Genomic DNA, 19246 nt, shown 5'->3' on the forward strand with positions numbered 1-19246 from the left:
TTATTGCGTATTATTTAAAATTTATAGATTGAAGAATAACAATGCTGACATTTATTGCAAAAATAAATCCTGGGGTGATTTGGTTGCTTTTCGCCATCGCAACTGATGTGCTCTCAACTTTTTATTCTGCCAAAGCAAATGGTTTAGTCAATAAGTTTGACCAAGGAATCGCTTTGGTTCTGTATCTTGTTTCTTTTACTTGTGCTGCGATCGCATTGAAGTATATGCAGGCTGGGATTTTATATGTGCTTTGGTCTGGGCTAGGTGTTATTGCGACAGCCGCTTTAGCAAAAGTTTTTTTAGGACAGCATATTGATGTAGCAGGGTGGGTTGGGATTGGATTTATTACGGTTGGGCTGATGATTATTGCGCAGTATTCCAATATCGATGTTTAAGAAGGAATATAAAGTGACAGCTATTTTTAAATTTGTTATAAAAAATTAAAGCATTTATTTAGAAAGAACATGTTTAAATTTTTAAAAAAGATATTTTTTTCATCTGAGCTATATATAAATACAGCCGAAATATTGGCAGAACGCCAAGTACTTGAACAAATACATATATCGAATATTCCTCAGCCTGAACCAGAAATCGTAGATATTCCATTTATTAAAAAGAGTTTGGATGAGTTACTACAGTCATTGAGATATTATGATGGTTATGCGCGACAACGAACATTAGAACATTTAAAGGATTGCTACGAACAAGAACTGTTTCCTGCCTTATTATTTCGTTTAAGTGATTATGTGGAAATCAATCGAGAGTTGGCAGCACAGCATATCCAACGTTGGAGTCAGCGTCCTGAATTTGCTCAATTGTGTATAGCGCATTTTTTACAGATTGCCGCAGTACAACAACGTGTACGCACTGTCCCTGAAATTGAAAATTTATTATTGAATACCGTCGCGGAAAATACAGATTATTTGCAGCGCACTGTTATTTTTGAACAAGGTCAATTACCTCGTATACTATTGAATTATATTGTAAAATATCAATGGATTAAGCAGGAACAATTACTTGAATTATCTAAAATTGCGAAAGATCAAATCGTGCGTAAATTTTGGTTAGATCATATTACTCAAAATGAATCAGACCAAAAATTATTATTTGAGTTAAAAAATAGTCAATTTAGAGATGTGCAATATTATTTATTTGATGTTTTATATCAAAGAAAAATTTTAAATACTGATGATATTATTGAATTATGGCATAGTCGTTTTTTATCCGTGATGGATTATGCTTATTTTGCATTAAGACAGCAGAATTTTAATTTTAAAAATTATTTTAATCAGTATCCGATCGAGTTGCTCAGTCCACAGCAGGTGAAAATTCGAGCATATCAATGGGTTTTATTTAAAGGGGAGCAAGCACAGTTTTTTGAGATCATTGAAAAAATTGAAATTAAAACGATTGCGAATGCTTTGGTTTTGTTTGCGTTAAAGCAAAAGTTTATTCAATTTCACCAGTATTTAGATTATTTTGCATTAACCCAACAGAAGTTATTACCACACAACTTTATTAAAGCAAAAGTATATAGTGATACTCAACCAACTTTGGACGAACTCAAACAGTACTTATCTTTAGTTAAAGATAATCTGTCATTACTGCAGAGACTCGACTTAACACAAGGCTATAGTTTATGGGATCAGCTATATTGGTTTGTTACTCAACAAGAATATATACAGACTGAAAAAGATCGGCAGGATTTTTATTATCATTTACGATGCCGTCTACAGTTTCTAAGTTATGAAATCCATCCGCCGCGATGGACAGTGATTCAGAAAGACCAAATGAAACAGCAATTACCAGTTTTTATGAAGCAATATTCTGAAATTTTTGAAGATGTTGGTGTCAAGAAAATACTCGGAAATCTTTAAGTGAATAATATGGCTGATGCAATATAGGCTTTATATTGCATCAGCAAAATGATCTTATTCTTCAAGCTGACAATTGACCATCCACTTGATTCCGAACTGATCAGTGAAAGCACCATACAGTGCGCCCCAAAAGGTTTTTTCTAATTGCATTTCAATATGACCACGTACAGAAAGCTGGTTGAATAAACGTCGTGCCTCCATTTCATCGTGTTCAATATTGATTGAAATATAATGATTGTTGCCTTGGGTGAAAACACTATTCGGAGAGCAGAACTGATCATTAACGTCTGAACCCATGAGTACGGTATATTCATTAATAGGTAAGGAAACATGCAGAATTAAGCATTTATCTGCTTCTGATAACATAACCCCTTCCGTGTGTGGCATATCACCATAGCGACTGATCATTGCGAATTCACCGCCAAAAACAGATTGGTAAAAAATAAATGCTTGTTCAGCTTGTCCTTTAAAATTTAGGTAATGGTTGAGTTGCATGGGGGAACTCCTTATTGTTTTTTATACAGTGCATAACTTATCGGGATTTTAATAACAGGTGCATTATTTTTTGTAATTATGAAAATAAAAAATCCTGCACTTGGCAGGATTTTTAGTTAATCGAATTAGTGTTTAGATCAATTCAATTGCAACAGCTGTTGCTTCACCACCACCAATACAAAGCGCCGCAACACCTTTTTTACCACCAGTGCGTTTAAGTGCATGAATTAATGTAAGAATGATACGTGAACCCGTAGAGCCAACAGGATGACCAAGTGCACAAGCACCACCATTGATGTTCACTTTTTCTGCATCTAATTTGAAGTCATCAATTGGGCACATTGTAACCATTGCAAAAGCTTCATTGATTTCCCAAAGATCAACGTCTTGTGCATCCCAACCAGCTTTTTTCAAAACTTTTTCAATTGCCCCTACAGGAGCAATCGTAAATTCAGAGGGATGTTGAGAATTTGATGCGGTTGCAACAATTTTCGCTAGAGGTTGTAAGCCACGTTGAGTAGCGACTTCACTAGAGGTTAACACTAAAGCAGAAGCGCCATCAGAAATAGAGCTCGCATTTGCAGCAGTAATCGTACCGTCTTTTGCAAATGCAGGTTTCAAACTAGGGATTTTGTCAATTTTTGCATTTAATGGCTGTTCATCTTGATCAACAACAACATCACCTTTACGGCTAGATACAGTTACTGGAACGATTTCATCTTTGAAATAACCTTCAGTAATTGCTTTCTGTGCACGTTGTAGAGAACGTATAGCGAAATCATCCATTTGTTCACGGGTATAGCTACGTTTATTTGCCATATCTTGTGCAAATGATCCCATTAAACGACCAGTTTCTGCATCTTCTAAACCATCAAGGAACATGTGGTCCTTAATTTCACCATGACCCATGCGATAACCAGCACGTGCTTTAGGTAAAACGTAAGGAGCATTGGTCATTGATTCCATACCACCCGCAACCACGATTTCAGCACTACCTGCTTTGATCATATCCGCAGCCTGCATCACAGCTTTCATGCCAGAACCACAAAGTTTGTTAATGGTTACTGCACCAGTTGAATCAGGCAAACCTGCTTTACGCATAGCTTGACGAGCTGGACCTTGTTTTAAACCTGCTGGTAACACACAGCCCATGATTACTTCTTCTACATCAGTAGGCTGTAATCCCGAACGAGCAATTGCTTCTTTAATGGTGATTGCACCTAATTCGGGTGCAGTTGCGCTTGATAATGCGCCTTGGAAGCCGCCCATTGCTGTACGAGCGCCGTTGACAATTACGATGTCAGTCATTATGTGTCTCCAGACTTATAATTTGCAGAGAATGTTCAAAACCTATGCAGTATATTAAAAAAAGCATGCGAATAAAGTATTTTACGTCGTTTAAGCTAGACTGAAGAGTTTTTAACACGTGGTAATTTCCTTACTACGTATTTGTCCCATATTGCTGAGAATTAATTGGGTATGATGATTAGAATCATTCATACAATAAAAGAAGCTTCCATTTGAGCCTCTTGGTAGGCCTGTATCACCTTGGAAAGTAAGTGAATTTACTCTTAATGTACCTCTCCAATCTAATCTCCCATACTTATAATTAAATGCTGTGGAATACAATAAAGGATCATTTGAATCACGTTGCCGATTAGCATTTAAATCAAGGAATCCGATTAGCCCACTGTTCCAATCAGAATCACAACTAATTAAATTTTTACTTGCGCACAAAGTCACATTTTTATGATGAATCTGTGCGTCAGATTTGGATTTTTGTATGTAAATTGTGAGTGTTCTTTTTATTTGATTTACTTCATTTGAAATCAATAATTGATTCAAAAAGGGTAAGCTAAGGCATACAACAATCGCAAAAATAGCAAGTGTGACCATTAATTCACTGAGCGTGAATCCTCTAACTTTTAACATTTTTTTACCTTTTGATAATTTTGTAATTTTTTTATTAACAAAGTGTTAAGTAATTACTGTATTTATTAAATTAAGTTTAGTATTAGAAAACTAACCATTACTTCATGAAGCAAATACTGCTAAAATTGAAGAAAGCGAACAATAAGCTATTCGAACTTTAAAGTTGAATTGAAAATTTACTGAACTACAACGGAAATTGTAAGAAATTTTGTCAATAATTTACGAGGTTAAAGTTATCAAGCACTTGGAAAATTCATCAAGTGTTTGTATGATTCAAAGTGAAGTGAATAGCTTAAAAATAATACTGTAGACATTTTTATGTTCGCAGGGCCACAAATCATAGGCTAAGCTTGAACAACAAACAATTGTTATCTCTGGAGGATATCCATGAAATTGAGTCGTATTGCACTTGCTATACTTGTTGCTGCTCCTTTAGCTGCTGCTAATGCCGGTGTTACAGTAACTCCATTAATGCTTGGTTACACATTTCAAGATTCTAAGCACAACAACAGCACTGAAAACTTAACAAATGGTGGTGAGTTACAAGACGATTTATTCGTTGGTGCTGCTCTTGGTGTTGAATTAACGCCTTGGTTAGGTTTTGAGACTGAATACAATCAAGTTAAAGGTGATGTAACTAGCCTTTCGCCAACTAGTGAATATAAGCAACAACAAATCAATGGTAACTTCTATGTTACTTCTGATTTAATTACTAAAAACTATGACAGCAAAATTAAGCCATATGTATTATTAGGTGCTGGCCACTATAAATATACATTCGACAATGCTACTGATGTTCAATTAGGTCGTACTGGTCGTGGTTTGAAAGAAGAAGGTACTTTGGGTAATGCAGGTTTTGGTGCTTTCTGGCGCTTAAATGATGCTTTATCTCTACGTACAGAAGCTCGTGGTACTTATAATATCGATGAAAACTTCTGGAATTATACAGCACTTGCTGGTTTAAACGTAGTTCTTGGTGGTCACTTGAAACCAGCTGCTCCAGTAGTAGAAGTTGCTCCAGTTGAACCAACTCCAGTTGCTCCACAACCACAAGAGTTGACTGAAGATCTTAACATGGAACTTCGCGTATTCTTTGATACGAACAAGTCTGACATCAAACCACAATACAAGTCTGAAATCGCGAAAGTAGCTGAGAAATTAGCTGAATACCCGAATGCGACTGCACGTATTGAAGGTCACACTGATAACACTGGTCCACGTAAGTTAAACGAACGTTTATCTTTAGCTCGTGCTAACTCTGTTAAATCAGCGCTTGTTAACGAATATAACGTTAACGAATCTCGCTTGACTACTCAAGGTTTTGCTTGGGATCAACCGATTGCTGACAACAAAACTAAAGAAGGTCGTGCTATGAACCGTCGCGTATTCGCTGCGATCACTGGTAGCCGTACTGTTCTAGTACAACCAGGTCAACAAGCTCAATAATTTGAGTTTTTGAACTGAATAAAAAAAGCGACTCTGATGAGTCGCTTTTTTTATATGGGTTTGTATACAAGTGATTCGAATATATAAACATTTTGATTACTCCTGCAAAATAATTTGATTGATGTGTTTGATTAATATTTTCTAGAATTTACCAAACTTCTTTTCTAAGCTGTTGTTTGGTATTTTGTCTTTCTCGACGGTGCTGAGCTCTAGGTTTTTCTGTTTCATGGATTCCTCCTTTTTGTAGTAAAGGGGAGAGCGCAACAGGATTACGAACTCTGATTTTAGGCATTGCTTTAAGTTTCATCTATTTAACCTTTTATACATAGAACTTGTTTAAGGGTGTGCACGATTTCGATTAAATCTGATTGGTTTGCCATGACTTGATCAATATCTTTATATGCACTTGGTATTTCGTCAATTACACCACTGTCTTTACGACATTCAATACCTTGGGTCTGCTGAATCAAATCCTCTTGACCAAAAAGTAATTTGGCTTTACTACGGCTCATTTTTCTTCCTGCACCATGCGAACATGAGCAGAATGATTCAGGGTTAGCTTTGCCCTTCACAATATAGGAGCGAGCCCCCATTGAACCAGGAATAATGCCTAATTCATTTTGACCAGCACGAATTGCACCTTTTCGAGTAATCAGGAGATCTTCACCAAAGTGATTTTCTTGGCTGACATAATTGTGGTGGCAGTTAATCGCTTCTTTAGTCAATTGAAAGGATGGGAGTAGTGGTCGAATTGCTTCTAAAATGAGACGCATCATTTCACGTCTATTCTCAAAAGCATATTCCTGTGCCCATTCCACCGCTTCAACATAGTCATTAAAACTATTTGAGCCTTCTGCAAAATAACTCAAGTCCTTATCTGGGACATGCCCAAATCGATGTTGAGCTTCTTTCTTTGCTAGCTCGATAAAATAAGTTCCAATCACATTACCTAAACCACGGCTACCAGAATGTAGCATCACCCAAATGTCTTGATTTTCATCTAAACAGAGTTCGATAAAGTGATTGCCACCGCCCAAGGTACCGAGTTGTTTTTGCCATGTTGCATCAAACTTTCTGAGCATCCGAACTAAGCCGGGGTGCTTTTTAATGATCGGCTGCAAGCGTTTTTCCAGTGGAATAATGCTTGAGGCTTTCGCCTTAATTTGTTTGTGTAACTCAAAGCCTACAGGGACTTTGCGTTCAATTGCATGACGTAAAGGTGCGAGATTATCTGGCAACTGTGATGCTTTGAGATTGAGTCGAATAGCATTCATGCCACAACCGATGTCGACACCGACAGCAGCGGGAATAATCGCGTGTTTTGTTGGAATGACGCTGCCTACGGTCGCACCTTTACCGACATGTACATCAGGCATCACGGCGATATGCGAATACACAAATTGCAGTTGTGCCATTTTCTTTAGTTGTTCAATGCTTTCGCTATCAATATCATTGGTGAATATTTTTACTGGAACACCATATTCAGCATTAGCATTAAGTATTTTTTGTATGCCCATTTTCTTATCTCGGGTATTTTAATTTTTCGTCCGAATAGGCATAAAAAAACCTAGCGAATGCTAGGTTAAATAGAGCATTCGGACAAGTGATTCTGATTTGTACACTTGTCCGTGAGTCGACAGTGCCAAATCTTAAGTTGTTGTTCCTTGTATTGCTGGCATGATGTCGTCCTCCTATATAATAGTGCAGCTGAAAATATGAGCTGCTGATTTTACTCATATTTACTTAAGGGTCAAGTGAATTTTTGGCTTTTTATTCGCCTTCTTTCACGTTCATATCTTTATATGCAATCAATTTGGTTTTGTACTTCCATTTATAACCCAACCAAATCGCCAAAAATAATGGAATACTGATATAGGTTGAAACTAAGCCTAACCAATCAACTTTACCACCCAGCACAGCTTGATAGTTTTGTCCTAAAATAATGATAGAGCAGAGAACAAAGGCAAACCAAGGTGCAAATGGGAAAAACTTGGCACGATAAGCAAGATCTTCAAGTTTATGCCCTTGAGCAATATAGCCTTTACGGAAACGATAATGTGAAATGGCAATACCTAACCAGACGATAAAACCACACATCCCAGACATATTTAACAACCAGTTAAATACTTGTTTTTCGCCGATAAAGGTGGTCAAGAAACATAATGCAGCAACTGCTGTTGTTGCATAGAGTGCATTCATGGGTACGCCACGACCATCAAGTTTTGAGAACCATTTTGGCGCTCGACCTTCTTTTGCCATATCGAATAGCATACGCGTAGATGAATACATCCCAGAGTTACCTGCAGATAAAATAGCACTGAGAATAACGGCATTCATCAAACTTGCAGCAAAGGCAAAGCCTGCTTTTTCATACAGTAAGGTAAATGGTGAAAGTGCAATATCTTCACTTTGTGCAGCTTTTAATAGAAGCGGATCATCATAGCTTACCAATGTACCAATGATAAAAATACATAAGATATAGAACAGTAAAATACGCCAGAAGATTTGTTTAATCGCCAAAGGAATCGTTTTCTTTGGATCTTTAGATTCACCTGCTGCAACGCCAACCATTTCAGTTCCTTGAAAGGAGAATCCAGCGATCATGGCAACACCGATCAGGGCTTGTAATCCACCAACAAACGGTGCATCTTTATAATGCCAGTGTTGGAAAGTTGATACATTCGGTGTCATCATAATTTTAGCAATCATCCAGATACCGATGATGATAAACACGATAATTGCAATCACTTTAATCAAAGAAAATAAGAATTCACTTTCACCAAAGCCTTTTACCGTCAATGCATTAATTGCAAAAATAATGGCAAGGAAGATTGCACTCCAGTAAAACCCAGGAATATCTGGAAACCAGAATTTCATGATGAACTGAACTGCGACCAATTCAAAAGCAACAGTGATTGCCCAGTTATACCAATAGTTCCATCCTAAGGCGAAACCAAAACCATCTTCGACATAACGACTACCATAGGTGAAGAATGCACCTGAAGTTGGGTTGTGCGTGGCTAATTCACCGAGACTGGTCATCAAGAAATAAATCATGATTCCGATAAGGGCATAGGCCAATAACGCACCACCAGGACCTGCTGTTGCAATCGTTGAACCTGAAGCAAGGAATAAACCTGTACCAATTGATCCACCAATGGCGATCATATTTAGATGGCGTGCTCCGAGCTGACGCTGAAGGTGTTGAGGAGCAGATGTATCGCTCATAAAAATTCCTTAAACTGTTTATTTCGCACAGGCATATAACACTTTGAATCCCTGTTGATCTGCCTTCACAAGACATTGACCAAAGCTCTGCTCAATCAGAGGTGGATAATTTAGAAAACGATTAGCCACGATCCATAGTTCACCTGAACTTTTCAGATGCTTTTTCGCCAATTGGCAGAGTTCTTCACTTGCATCGTAATTGGTATGAATGCCTTGATGAAAAGGTGGATTACTTACGATGGCATCTAGATCTTTAGGTGCATCAACAAAACCTGTGACAGGCAGTAGATGTAGCTGTGCTAAGTTCAGATCATTTTTTTGAAAAGTGAACTCAGTAGACCGTAACGCAAATGCATCAACATCAAGTGCAAAAATGTGCTGGTTTGCATTTATTTTGGCTAAATAAGCACTAATAATTCCAGCACCGCAACCAAAGTCGGCAATCTTACCTGATTTTACTTGGCTCAGGTAAGGGAGTAATACGGCTGTTCCAATATCTAAATGGTCTTGACTAAATACACCCGGTAAAGCACAGATTTCGAGCTGTTCTTGATTGACTTGGACAATATAGTTTTTTAACCAATGGTCAAGTGGTTTGTGTATTTCAGTCTTTTCAATTTTCATGTGCCAAAATTGACAGTGGCGTGCGCTATCAAGTTTGAAGGCTTTACCATATTGCAGTAGTTGTTTTGCAGCACGTTCAACACCGCCTTTTTTTTCACCCACTAAAAATACGCTTTGACCTAGTGTTAACTGGCTCACCACGACATGAAGAATATAATTCAATAACTCTTTAGATTTTGGAACGAAAATAACAACCTGATCAAAACTTGCTTGTGGAAACTCAACTGAAAAATATGAATTTATACCACTGCTTTGAAAACCTTGATGATCAGCATAATTCCAAGTCCAGACAGACGCTTGCACTTGGCTAGGTAAATTTTTGGCGAGTTGATCATTGGGCGCATTAATCAATAAAACTTGCCCATTTAAATAATCTTGTTGTCGTATAACGACTTCACTACGTGGATCCATTTTGATCTCTCATCAAAAACAAAGCCCAGTGGTGAAACTGGGCAATTACGATGGTTAAAAGACTATTTTTGAGTTTCAGGTAAAACAATATTTAAAATCAACGCTGCAATACCACCCGTTGCAACACCTGAGCTGAAAATGTTTTTGAATAATTCAGGAAGATGTTCAAGGATTTGTGGAACTTGTGCTACACCTAAACCTAATGCAAGTGAAATCGCAATAATCAGCAAAGCGCGGCGGTCAAGATGAATACTTGAAAGAATATTGATACCAGATGCCGCAACAGCACCGAACATTACCATCACAGCACCACCAAGTACGGCTTGTGGTACGGCTTGAATCACGGCAGCTACAGCAGGGAATAGGCCTAAAATGATCAATAAGATCGCAATCCAGATCCCGACATAACGACTTGCCACGCCAGTGAGTTGAATCACGCCATTGTTTTGTGCAAACACTGAACTTGGGAATGTGTTGAAGATACCTGCTAAAAATGAGTTAGCACCATTCACTAACACCCCGCCTTTAATACGCTGCATCCAAATAGGACCGTCTACAGGTTGGTTAGAGATTTTGCTGGTCGCTGTCACATCACCAATCGCTTCAAGTGAAGTAACGAGATAGATGAATGCCATTGGAATGAACAAGCTCCAAGAGAAACTTAATCCAAAATGCATAGGCGTAGGAATCTGAATTAATGGGGCATCTTGCAATACGGAAAAGTTTAAATGACCCATAAAGCCAGCAAGAATGTAACCAATCACCAATGCGATTAAAATTGCTGAACTTTTCACCCAAATAATTTGAACACGATTTAATAAAATAATGACTGCCAGTACTGTACAGGACATGATCAGATTATCTGTATTGGCAAAAGTATGATCTTGCATGGCCATATAACCGCCTCCCATGCTAATCAGACCTTCTTTAATCAGTGTTAAACCAATTAAAAGAACAACGATACCTGTAACTAAAGGGGTAATTAATTGTTTTACCCAAGGTAAAATCCGAGACACGCCCATTTCAATAAATGAGCCTGCAATTACCACACCGAAAATAGCAGCCATCACTTGCTCAACAGGCGTACCTGCAGCAACCATGGCGCTACCAATACCAATAATTGGGCCAATAAAGTTAAAACTTGTACCTTGAACAATCAATAGTCCTGCACCGAAAGGACCAACCTTTTTACACTGTAAAAAGGTTGCAATTCCTGAGATGATCAGAGACATTGAAAGGATCATATTGGTGTCTTCACGAGATACACCAAGTGCTAAGCAAATTAATAATCCTGGAGTAACAATTGGGACTAAAATTGCTAAAAGATGTTGTAAAGCCGCTAAAAATGCGATGAACGGTTTTGGACGATCATTGAGTCCGTAGACGAGATCAAGTGGCTGTTGGGGTTGAGAATTTGACATGGGAGTATAAGAAAAGCGATAAGCAATAGTGGAATATTCTAATAGAGTTAGCCTACTTTACCAACGATTCTGAAACAGTTCGTCCGAAAAAAAGTTTCATGTCAACAAACTGTCACTACTAAAGTTTAGGATTTTTCTATATAATCTGCCCTCAAATTTTAAGCGTATCGAATTCTATGTCTGATATTAAGAATCTCCGCAATATCGCAATTATTGCGCACGTCGACCACGGTAAAACCACGCTTGTCGATAAATTACTTCAACAATCTGGTGCTTTGGGTGACCGTGCAGGCGAGATTGAGCGTGTCATGGACTCGAATGCGCTTGAAAGTGAACGTGGTATTACTATTCTTGCAAAAAATACGTCAATTACGTGGTTAGATCAACGTACTGACACAACTTACCGTATCAATATCGTAGACACCCCAGGACACGCGGACTTCGGCGGTGAAGTTGAACGTGTAATGTCGATGGTTGACTGCGTATTGCTTCTTGTTGACTCTCAAGAAGGTCCAATGCCACAAACTCGCTTCGTAACGCAAAAAGCATTTGCGCGTGGTTTGAAGCCAATCGTAATTATCAACAAAGTTGATAAGCCAAGTGCACGTTGTGACTGGGTAATCGATCAAGTATTTGACTTGTTTGATAACTTGGGTGCAACTGATGAACAGTTAGATTTCCCAATCGTTTACGCTTCTGGTTTACGTGGTGTAGCTGGTCCTTCTCCTGAAGAATTAGCGGAAGATATGACACCATTGTTCCAAACTATCGTTGATATCGTTGAACCACCAGCAGTTGATGTTGATGGTCCATTCCAAATGCAGATTTCTTCACTTGACTATAACAGCTTCGTTGGTGTTATCGGTGTTGGTCGTATTCAGCGTGGTGGTGTAAAAACGAATACTCCTGTGACTGTGATTGATAAAGAAGGCAATACACGTAACGGTCGTATCTTAAAAATCATGGGTTACCACGGTTTAGAGCGTATTGATGTTGAAGAAGCATCAGCAGGTGATATCGTTTGTATCACTGGTATTGATGCACTCAATATTTCTGACACAATTTGTGATCAAAAAAATGTAGAAGCTTTGCCACCATTGTCTGTAGATGAACCTACGGTTTCGATGACATTCCAAGTAAACAACTCACCGTTTGCTGGTAAAGAAGGTAAATTTGTAACTTCACGGAATATTCGTGAACGTCTTGATCGTGAATTGATTCACAACGTGGCATTACGCGTTGAAGATACTGATAGTCCAGACCGTTTTAAAGTTTCTGGTCGTGGTGAACTTCACCTTTCAGTATTGATTGAAAATATGCGTCGTGAAGGCTTTGAAATGGGCGTATCACGTCCACAAGTGATCATGAAAGAAGTCGATGGCGAAAGACAAGAGCCATACGAAAACGTAACGTTTGATGTTGAAGAACAACATCAAGGTTCAGTAATGGAACAAATGGGTCACCGTAAAGGCGAAATGACCAATATGGAAGTTGACGGAAAAGGTCGTATCCGTATTGAAGCAACTGTACCTTCACGTGGTTTAATCGGTTTCCGTTCTGAGTTCTTAACCATGACTTCTGGTACAGGGATCATGACATCAAGCTTCTCTCATTACGGTCCTGTTAAGCAAGGTACTGTTGCGAAGCGTCAAAACGGTGTATTGATTTCTATGGTTCAAGGTACTTGCTTGGGCTATGCATTATTTAGCTTACAAGACCGTGGTCGTTTATTCGCTAAACCTCAGTTAGAAGTTTATGAAGGTATGATCGTGGGTATTAACTCTCGTTCGGACGATATGGTTGTTAACCCAACTAAAGCAAAACAATTAACCAACGTTCGTGCGTCTGGTACTGATGATGCCTTAACTTTGACGCCTGCAATTGAATACACGCTTGAACAAGCACTTGAATTCATTGAAGATGATGAGTTAGTTGAAGTAACACCAAAATCGATCCGTATTCGTAAACGTTACTTAACTGAAAACGAACGTAAGCGTAACCGTGATAAATAATTTTTCTTCACTGAAAAATGACAAAACCGCTAAATTTATTTAGCGGTTTTTTATTGCATAAATTTCAGGGTAGGGACATGCTTAAACACATATTTTTATTAAAATAAAAAGTGTTGTTAAAGTGTGAAATAACTTTCTTTTTTTGATAAAAATATTAAATTATCAACATTATGTGGATAGCCGCACCTGTGTAATAAACAATGCAAAAATGGGTTGCGATTAAGTTCAACTCTGGAGAGTTATAAATGAGTATTATTCAAGAATTTAAAGAATTTGCCATCAAAGGCAATATGATGGATCTTGCCATTGGTGTCATCATTGGTGGTGCATTTGGTAAAATTATTGATTCATTGGTGAAAGATATCATCATGCCACTTATTTCAGTTATTACAGGTGGGGGTGTTGATTTTACGCAAAAGTTTATTGTGCTCGGAGACAATCCAAATAATTTACAGTCTTTAGATCAATTGACGAAAGCAGGTGTCAATGTTTTGACCTACGGTAATTTCTTAACGATCTTTATTAATTTCATTATTTTGGCATGGGTTGTGTTTCTTATGGTGAAAGTAATGAACCGTATGCGTAAACAAGAAGAAGCAGCGCCAGCTGAACCAGCAGCAACGCCTGAAGATATTCAATTATTACGTGAAATTAGAGATTCTTTGAAAAAATAAGTACTCATTATTTTCATAAAAAACGGCATTTTAAAATGCCGTTTTTTATGGGGTATCTGAATCATATTTAGTGAATAATGCATCGTTTTACATAGAAAATTTAATGCTTTCATTTTAAGATGCTGTACAAATTAAAAGAGGGATTAACCAATATGAATCGATTATTTGTATATGGCACATTATGCCCAAATCGAGAAAATGCGCATATCCTTGCAGCGATTGATGGAGAGTGGAATAAGGGATCTGTTCATGGAACTGTGCATATATTAGATTGGGGACCAGACAAAGGTTTACCTGCCTTAGTTTTAGCTGAACAAGATCCATTAATCATGGGATATTTATTCAGCACGGAAAAATTAGAACAAAACTGGCAAATGTTAGATGAGTTTGAAGGATTCCAATATGAGCGAGTTGTTGCTGAGGTTGTCTTGGAATCTGGTGAAAAAATAGATGCATGGACTTATGTGATGAAACCGCAGGAATTAAAATAACTGAGAAGAGGAGAGAGCTTAAAATAATTAAGCTCAAACCATTATCTTAAGCCATCCATGCGAAATTTCACTTCAATTAAGTGAAAACCAAATTGGCTTTTGATCGGGCCGTGTAAGATTCGTTCTGCTGCTGTAAAAACTAATTTATCAATAACTGGGACCAATTGCCCCTTTTTCACTTCACCGAGTTCGCCCCCACGTTTAGCTGAGTTGCAAGTCGAGTATTGTTTGGCGATTTTGCTAAAATCAGCACCAGACTGAATTCGTTTTTTTAGCTGTTCGGCTAAGTCTTTATCTTTGACGAGAATATGTCGAACAATTGCGGTTTGCATAAGGTTGTTCTCCTTGATTGCATCTTAAATGATCTATACTTTGCTTAGTTTCAAAGGTTGGCATTGTGGACAAAATACACTAGCACGTTGACCTAACTTTAAGTTTTCTAATGTAGTTTCACAATTAACACACATCTCACCTGCGCGACCATAAGCTAAAAGTGTCTGCTGAAAATAGCCATTTTCCCCCATGGCATTACTATAGTCACGCAAAGTTGATCCACCTAAATCAATTGCTTGTTTTAAGATGCGTTTTACCTCGATGACTAACTTTTCCACTTGTGCTTTGCTCAGTGTCGAAGCAGGTTGTGCAGGATGAACTCCAATGTTGAATAAACTTTCAGTCGCATAAATATTGCCCACACCAACCACTACATGGTTATCCATTAAAGCAATTTTGATGCCGACATTTTTTTTAGCTAATTTTTCATGTAAATATGTTGCATTAAAATCTTGAGTTAGTGGTTCTGGGCCTAGCGTATCAATCAATTTACTTTGATTGGTTTCATCTAACCACAGGATACACCCAAAGCGCCGTGGGTCATGATAGCGGAGTTGCTGATCTTCAAATTCGATCACAAGATGGTCATGTTTTTTTAATTCATCACTGGATTGACATAGGCGAAAGCTTCCTGACATACCTAAGTGCCAAAGCATTTGATCTTGTTCAAATTCGGCCAGAATATATTTGGAACGACGTTTGAGTTGAATTAAACGTTGACCAATTAATTTTTCAAGATCATCAGGGATAGGCCAGCGCAAACTAGGATTGTGTACTCTTACAGCTTGTACACGTTGCTCTAAAAGCGGCAGTAAACTGGTTTTTGTGGTTTCAACTTCAGGAAGTTCGGGCATAGTGAGCTCAAGTTGTTTCAACAACAATACAATGAGGGCAAATGTTTAACTTACAATTATGACGATATTTAATTTGATTAGCTAATTATCATTAAAATTGATTTTTGGTTTTTTTAGCTAAGGTTAAAGATCTAATCTAATTATAAAATAATGAAATACTTACTTTAAAAAGCTTGCCCTTAAATTCTGTGAAACAAGGAATTTTCATGCCTTTAGTAAAAACAAATCTTTTATATGGTTGTGTTGCAATAAGCATGGGTTTGAATGGCTCTTTTGCTTGGGCTGCTGAATCAGAGGTCGATCGGCCTATACAACTTCCGACAATCAAGGTCGAAGCAACTCGTACTGACACAGCTTATATGGAAACACCAGCATCAATTTTTAGGATAGATATGCCTAAAAATGATCAGAGCTTAGAAGTTAATTTAACTGAGGTTGTGAAGGGGATACCTAGCGTTCAACTGCGCAATCGAGAAAATTATGCACAAGATTTACAACTTTCTATGCGTGGTTTTGGTGCGCGTTCCACATTTGGAGTTCGTGGAATTCGTTTATATACCGATGGTATTCCTGCCACGATGCCAGATGGACAAGGGCAAACCTCAAATATTGATTTAAGTAGTTTAAGTCATCTTGAAGTATTAACAGGTCCATTTTCTTCGTTATATGGAAATTCTTCAGGAGGTGCGATTCTAGCAACAACAAAGGAAGGACAGGGCAAAGATTCGATAGAGATGAGTTATGCGGGCGGTAGTCATCACAAAAATCATGCTGGTTTAGTTTTACAAGGCGGTTCAAAAAATCAAAATGAACCAAGCTATATGATTAGCTCATCCTATTTTGATACAGATGGTTATCGCGATCATAGTAGTGCAGAAAAAGTCTTAAACAATGCAAAACTCACATGGAATTTAGATGATGGTAGCAAAATTAATTGGATCACAAACTATGTGAACATCGATGCTGATGATCCAGGTGGGTTAACTCGTGTGGAAAAGGAAAGTAATCCTAAACAAGTGGCTAAAAATGTTTTGGATTACAATGCTCGAAAAAAAATTGAGCAAACCCAAACTGGTGTCACATGGTCAAAGCCGATAAATGATCAAAATGAAATTTACGCAATGAGTTACATCGGACAACGCCATGTAACTCAGTATCAATCTATTCTGCAAATAACTCAGACTAATCCTAATGCGCCTTATCAAGCGGGCGGAGTAATTGATTTTAAACGTGACTATTATGGTGCCGATTTTCGTTGGACAGGAAAGGATTTGTTGCCACGTACCCAATTCAGTGCGGGGCTTGCAATTGATGGGATGAATGAGAGTCGACAAGGATATCTGAACTTTAATGACACTGGTGAAAAAGGTATTAAAGGTGCTTTACGTCGAGATGAAAGAAACACATTGTGGAATATAGATCCATATTTACAAGCTGCTTGGTACTTTTTACCTGCGATGCGGCTTGATACTGGTATTCGTTATAGTAATGTCCATTACCAATCCAACGACCATTATATTGTTGGATTGAATGGTGATAACAGTGGAAAAACGACTTACCAAGAGGTTCTACCTTCTCTCGCTCTGAGCTGGCAGATTATCCCTCAAGCCTTAATCTACGCAAGTTATGCTAAAGGTTTTGAGACCCCGACATTTACGGAGATGGCTTATCCTGCACAAGGTGGAGCAAGTAGCTTAGATTTAAAACCCTCTAAAAGTGATAATTATGAGCTAGGCTTAAAATCATCAAATGTATTTGGTGATTTTAATTTGGCAACATTCTATATTCAGACCAAAGACGATATTGTCGCTGCAGAAAATATAGGTGGGCGAGCAACCTTTCGTAATGCCGAAAAGACTTTGCGTAAGGGCGTTGAATTTGCATGGAATAAAAAGTTTTGGAAAGATTTAGTTGTTAATGCAAGTTATGCCTATTTAGATGCAACTTTTGACTCTACAGTACCCGCGATTGGAAAAGTTGCTCAAATCCCTGAAGGTAATGTCATTCCTGGTATTGCAAAAAACCAAGCTTTTATTGGTTTTTCTTGGAAACCAGAACAGGGGTTTTATGCAGGGCTTGATACCCAATTCATGGATAAAGTTTATGTGAATGATATGAATGGTGATGCAGCAGAGAATTATACAATTGCATCGGCTTATGCAGGATATACATTTCATTATACGGATTGGAATTTAAATGGATTTGCCCGTATAGATAATTTATTTAATAAACAATATATCGGTTCAGTGATTGTGAATGAAGGAAATAATCGTTTCTTTGAACCTGCAGATGGACGAAATTGGAGTGCTGGGATTAAGTTAAGCAAACAATTTTAAATAAAAAGCAGCACTCTATAGAATTGCAGTGCTGCTGAATTGATTTTAGTTCTTTGTTTTTACTGAAGCTGCTTTTTTTGCAGCAATTGCTTCTTCAACTTTAACCAATGATTCCTTCGCATTTGGATAGTTAGCTGCTGCTAAGCGAGCAAAAATATTTTTTGCCTGCTCTAAATCTTGGTCAACAATACCTCCATTTGCTAACATATTGCCGAGAACCATTAAAGATGGTGCATAACCTTTTTTAGCTAAATCTTTAATGCTATCAATTGCCTGTGCTTGCATAATAGGATTTTTATTTTTAACACCAACACTCAAATCGTAGATTGTTTTGAGATGTTTTGCTGGATAGTAATCCTTCCGCAGTAGTGGTAATAGTTTCTGAACAGCGATCTGATCATATTCAGGTTTGCCTTGCTCAAATAAAATTTTTGCAGTTTCAACAATGGCTTCATCAGAACCTTGATTAGAAGCTTTATCTAAATACTCTTTGTATTTTTGATTATTTTTAGTGATGCCCAAATCACCTTTATGATAAGCCTGTGCTAATGTATAACTAGCTTGAGCAAAGCCTTTATTTGAAGCATCTTGATAATGCTGTACGGCTTTCTTTTCATCTTTTACTGTGCCTTGACCAACTTGAGTCATATAACCTAGGTTATAAATTGCTTGGGCATTACCTGTATCAGCGAGACGCTGCATTTCTTGAAATGCAGCAGGGTAGTTTTTTGCTTCGTATAGTTTAGTTGCTTGAGCAAATGCATCTGGTTTTGCAGTTACTTTACTATCAGCCGCAAATGTTGAATGACTTGTAGCAAGAATTAAGCTGGCAATCAGCAACTTTTTCATTTTATTTATTCCTTTCACAGATATCTGCTTTAATCCATTACATGGCAGTTTTTAATGCCTTCATCATAAAAGTTTGGTGTGAAATGTAAATATAGATTTTGTATAAATCTTGCTTAATTAATTTATTTTAATTTTTATATTATTAATATAAATCAGAATCTTATGTTCTAAGTGGTGGCTTGTTAATCAACTGAAAAGCCACCACTTAATTAGATACTATTTTTTAGTTTGTGCTTCTAATAGAAGTTGTTCAATTTGTTGAG

Annotated in this window: 18 protein-coding genes; 7 read left to right on the forward strand and 11 right to left on the reverse strand. The window is 37.6% G+C overall.

Features of this window, described 5'->3' with window-relative positions; all coding sequences use genetic code 11:
* Positions 1-41 precede the first annotated feature (41 nt).
* Positions 42-395 carry a DMT family transporter gene (locus tag AAV96_RS17650; protein ID WP_046740260.1) on the forward strand — a complete coding sequence of 118 codons (354 nt, stop codon included), beginning with the start codon at positions 42-44 and terminating at the stop codon, positions 393-395.
* A 132-nt stretch (positions 396-527) separates the two neighbouring features.
* The gene (locus tag AAV96_RS17655) at positions 528-1877 is read left to right on the forward strand and encodes a hypothetical protein (RefSeq protein WP_227505860.1); all 1350 of its coding nucleotides are present in this window, start codon (positions 528-530) and stop codon (positions 1875-1877) included.
* 54 nt (positions 1878-1931) lie between these two features.
* Here the strand turns inward: AAV96_RS17655 and AAV96_RS17660 are convergent, their stop codons facing one another.
* The 3 genes from AAV96_RS17660 to AAV96_RS17670 all read right to left on the reverse strand — a co-directional run bounded on the left by AAV96_RS17660 (position 1932) and on the right by AAV96_RS17670 (position 4304).
* On the reverse strand, positions 1932-2372 hold the full coding sequence (locus AAV96_RS17660) for a VOC family protein (protein WP_046740262.1): 441 nt from the start codon (positions 2370-2372) through the stop codon (positions 1932-1934).
* A gap of 132 nt (positions 2373-2504) precedes the next feature.
* The gene (locus AAV96_RS17665) at positions 2505-3680 is read right to left on the reverse strand and encodes a thiolase family protein (protein WP_005214322.1); all 1176 of its coding nucleotides are present in this window, start codon (positions 3678-3680) and stop codon (positions 2505-2507) included.
* A gap of 111 nt (positions 3681-3791) precedes the next feature.
* Entirely contained in the window at positions 3792-4304 is a 513-nt protein-coding gene (locus tag AAV96_RS17670; RefSeq protein ID WP_046740263.1) for a GspH/FimT family pseudopilin, read from the reverse strand.
* A 387-nt stretch (positions 4305-4691) separates the two neighbouring features.
* Between AAV96_RS17670 and omp38 the strand changes: the two genes are divergently transcribed.
* On the forward strand, positions 4692-5750 hold the full coding sequence (gene omp38, locus AAV96_RS17675) for an outer membrane protein Omp38 (protein WP_046740264.1): 1059 nt from the start codon (positions 4692-4694) through the stop codon (positions 5748-5750).
* 148 nt (positions 5751-5898) lie between these two features.
* Here omp38 and AAV96_RS18320 read toward each other — a convergent pair whose 3' ends face one another.
* The 5 genes from AAV96_RS18320 to AAV96_RS17695 all read right to left on the reverse strand — a co-directional run bounded on the left by AAV96_RS18320 (position 5899) and on the right by AAV96_RS17695 (position 11434).
* Positions 5899-6057: a hypothetical protein gene (locus AAV96_RS18320; protein ID WP_171249182.1), complete on the reverse strand. Its 159-nt coding sequence runs from the start codon at positions 6055-6057 to the stop codon at positions 5899-5901.
* A gap of 4 nt (positions 6058-6061) precedes the next feature.
* A complete protein-coding gene (locus tag AAV96_RS17680; protein ID WP_004664693.1) occupies positions 6062-7267 on the reverse strand; it encodes an RtcB family protein in 1206 nt (401 codons plus the stop codon).
* 253 nt (positions 7268-7520) lie between these two features.
* Entirely contained in the window at positions 7521-8978 is a 1458-nt protein-coding gene (locus AAV96_RS17685; protein ID WP_046740265.1) for an amino acid permease, read from the reverse strand.
* 18 nt (positions 8979-8996) lie between these two features.
* Positions 8997-10013: a methyltransferase gene (locus AAV96_RS17690; RefSeq protein ID WP_046740266.1), complete on the reverse strand. Its 1017-nt coding sequence runs from the start codon at positions 10011-10013 to the stop codon at positions 8997-8999.
* A gap of 62 nt (positions 10014-10075) precedes the next feature.
* On the reverse strand, positions 10076-11434 hold the full coding sequence (locus AAV96_RS17695; RefSeq protein WP_004664690.1) for a uracil-xanthine permease family protein: 1359 nt from the start codon (positions 11432-11434) through the stop codon (positions 10076-10078).
* Positions 11435-11610: 176 nt separating this feature from the next.
* On the opposite strand from AAV96_RS17695, the gene typA reads away from it, so the two are divergent.
* From typA to AAV96_RS17710, 3 genes are all read left to right on the forward strand, one after another.
* Positions 11611-13446 (forward strand): translational GTPase TypA, encoded by a 1836-nt coding sequence (gene typA, locus AAV96_RS17700; protein ID WP_004664688.1) that lies wholly within the window; start codon positions 11611-11613, stop codon positions 13444-13446.
* 245 nt (positions 13447-13691) lie between these two features.
* The gene (mscL, locus tag AAV96_RS17705; RefSeq protein ID WP_004664687.1) at positions 13692-14120 is read left to right on the forward strand and encodes a large conductance mechanosensitive channel protein MscL; all 429 of its coding nucleotides are present in this window, start codon (positions 13692-13694) and stop codon (positions 14118-14120) included.
* Positions 14121-14272: 152 nt separating this feature from the next.
* Positions 14273-14611, forward strand: a complete 339-nt coding sequence (locus AAV96_RS17710; protein WP_004664685.1) for a gamma-glutamylcyclotransferase family protein — start codon at positions 14273-14275, stop codon at positions 14609-14611.
* A 41-nt stretch (positions 14612-14652) separates the two neighbouring features.
* On the opposite strand, the gene AAV96_RS17715 is transcribed toward AAV96_RS17710, so the two are convergent.
* On the reverse strand, positions 14653-14943 hold the full coding sequence (locus AAV96_RS17715) for a peptidylprolyl isomerase (RefSeq protein ID WP_004664683.1): 291 nt from the start codon (positions 14941-14943) through the stop codon (positions 14653-14655).
* Positions 14944-14976: 33 nt separating this feature from the next.
* Positions 14977-15798 (reverse strand): bifunctional DNA-formamidopyrimidine glycosylase/DNA-(apurinic or apyrimidinic site) lyase, encoded by an 822-nt coding sequence (gene mutM, locus AAV96_RS17720; protein WP_046740267.1) that lies wholly within the window; start codon positions 15796-15798, stop codon positions 14977-14979.
* A gap of 206 nt (positions 15799-16004) precedes the next feature.
* Here mutM and AAV96_RS17725 point away from each other — a divergent pair, with 206 nt between their 5' ends.
* Positions 16005-18134, forward strand: a complete 2130-nt coding sequence (locus AAV96_RS17725) for a TonB-dependent receptor (RefSeq protein ID WP_046740268.1) — start codon at positions 16005-16007, stop codon at positions 18132-18134.
* A gap of 45 nt (positions 18135-18179) precedes the next feature.
* Here AAV96_RS17725 and AAV96_RS17730 read toward each other — a convergent pair whose 3' ends face one another.
* Positions 18180-18983, reverse strand: coding sequence for a tetratricopeptide repeat protein (locus tag AAV96_RS17730; RefSeq protein WP_046740269.1), 804 nt, complete (start codon positions 18981-18983; stop codon positions 18180-18182).
* Positions 18984-19246 lie beyond the last annotated feature (263 nt).

The sequence above is a fragment of the Acinetobacter sp. AG1 genome (assembly GCF_001005525.1).
Classification (GTDB): domain Bacteria; phylum Pseudomonadota; class Gammaproteobacteria; order Pseudomonadales; family Moraxellaceae; genus Acinetobacter; species Acinetobacter modestus.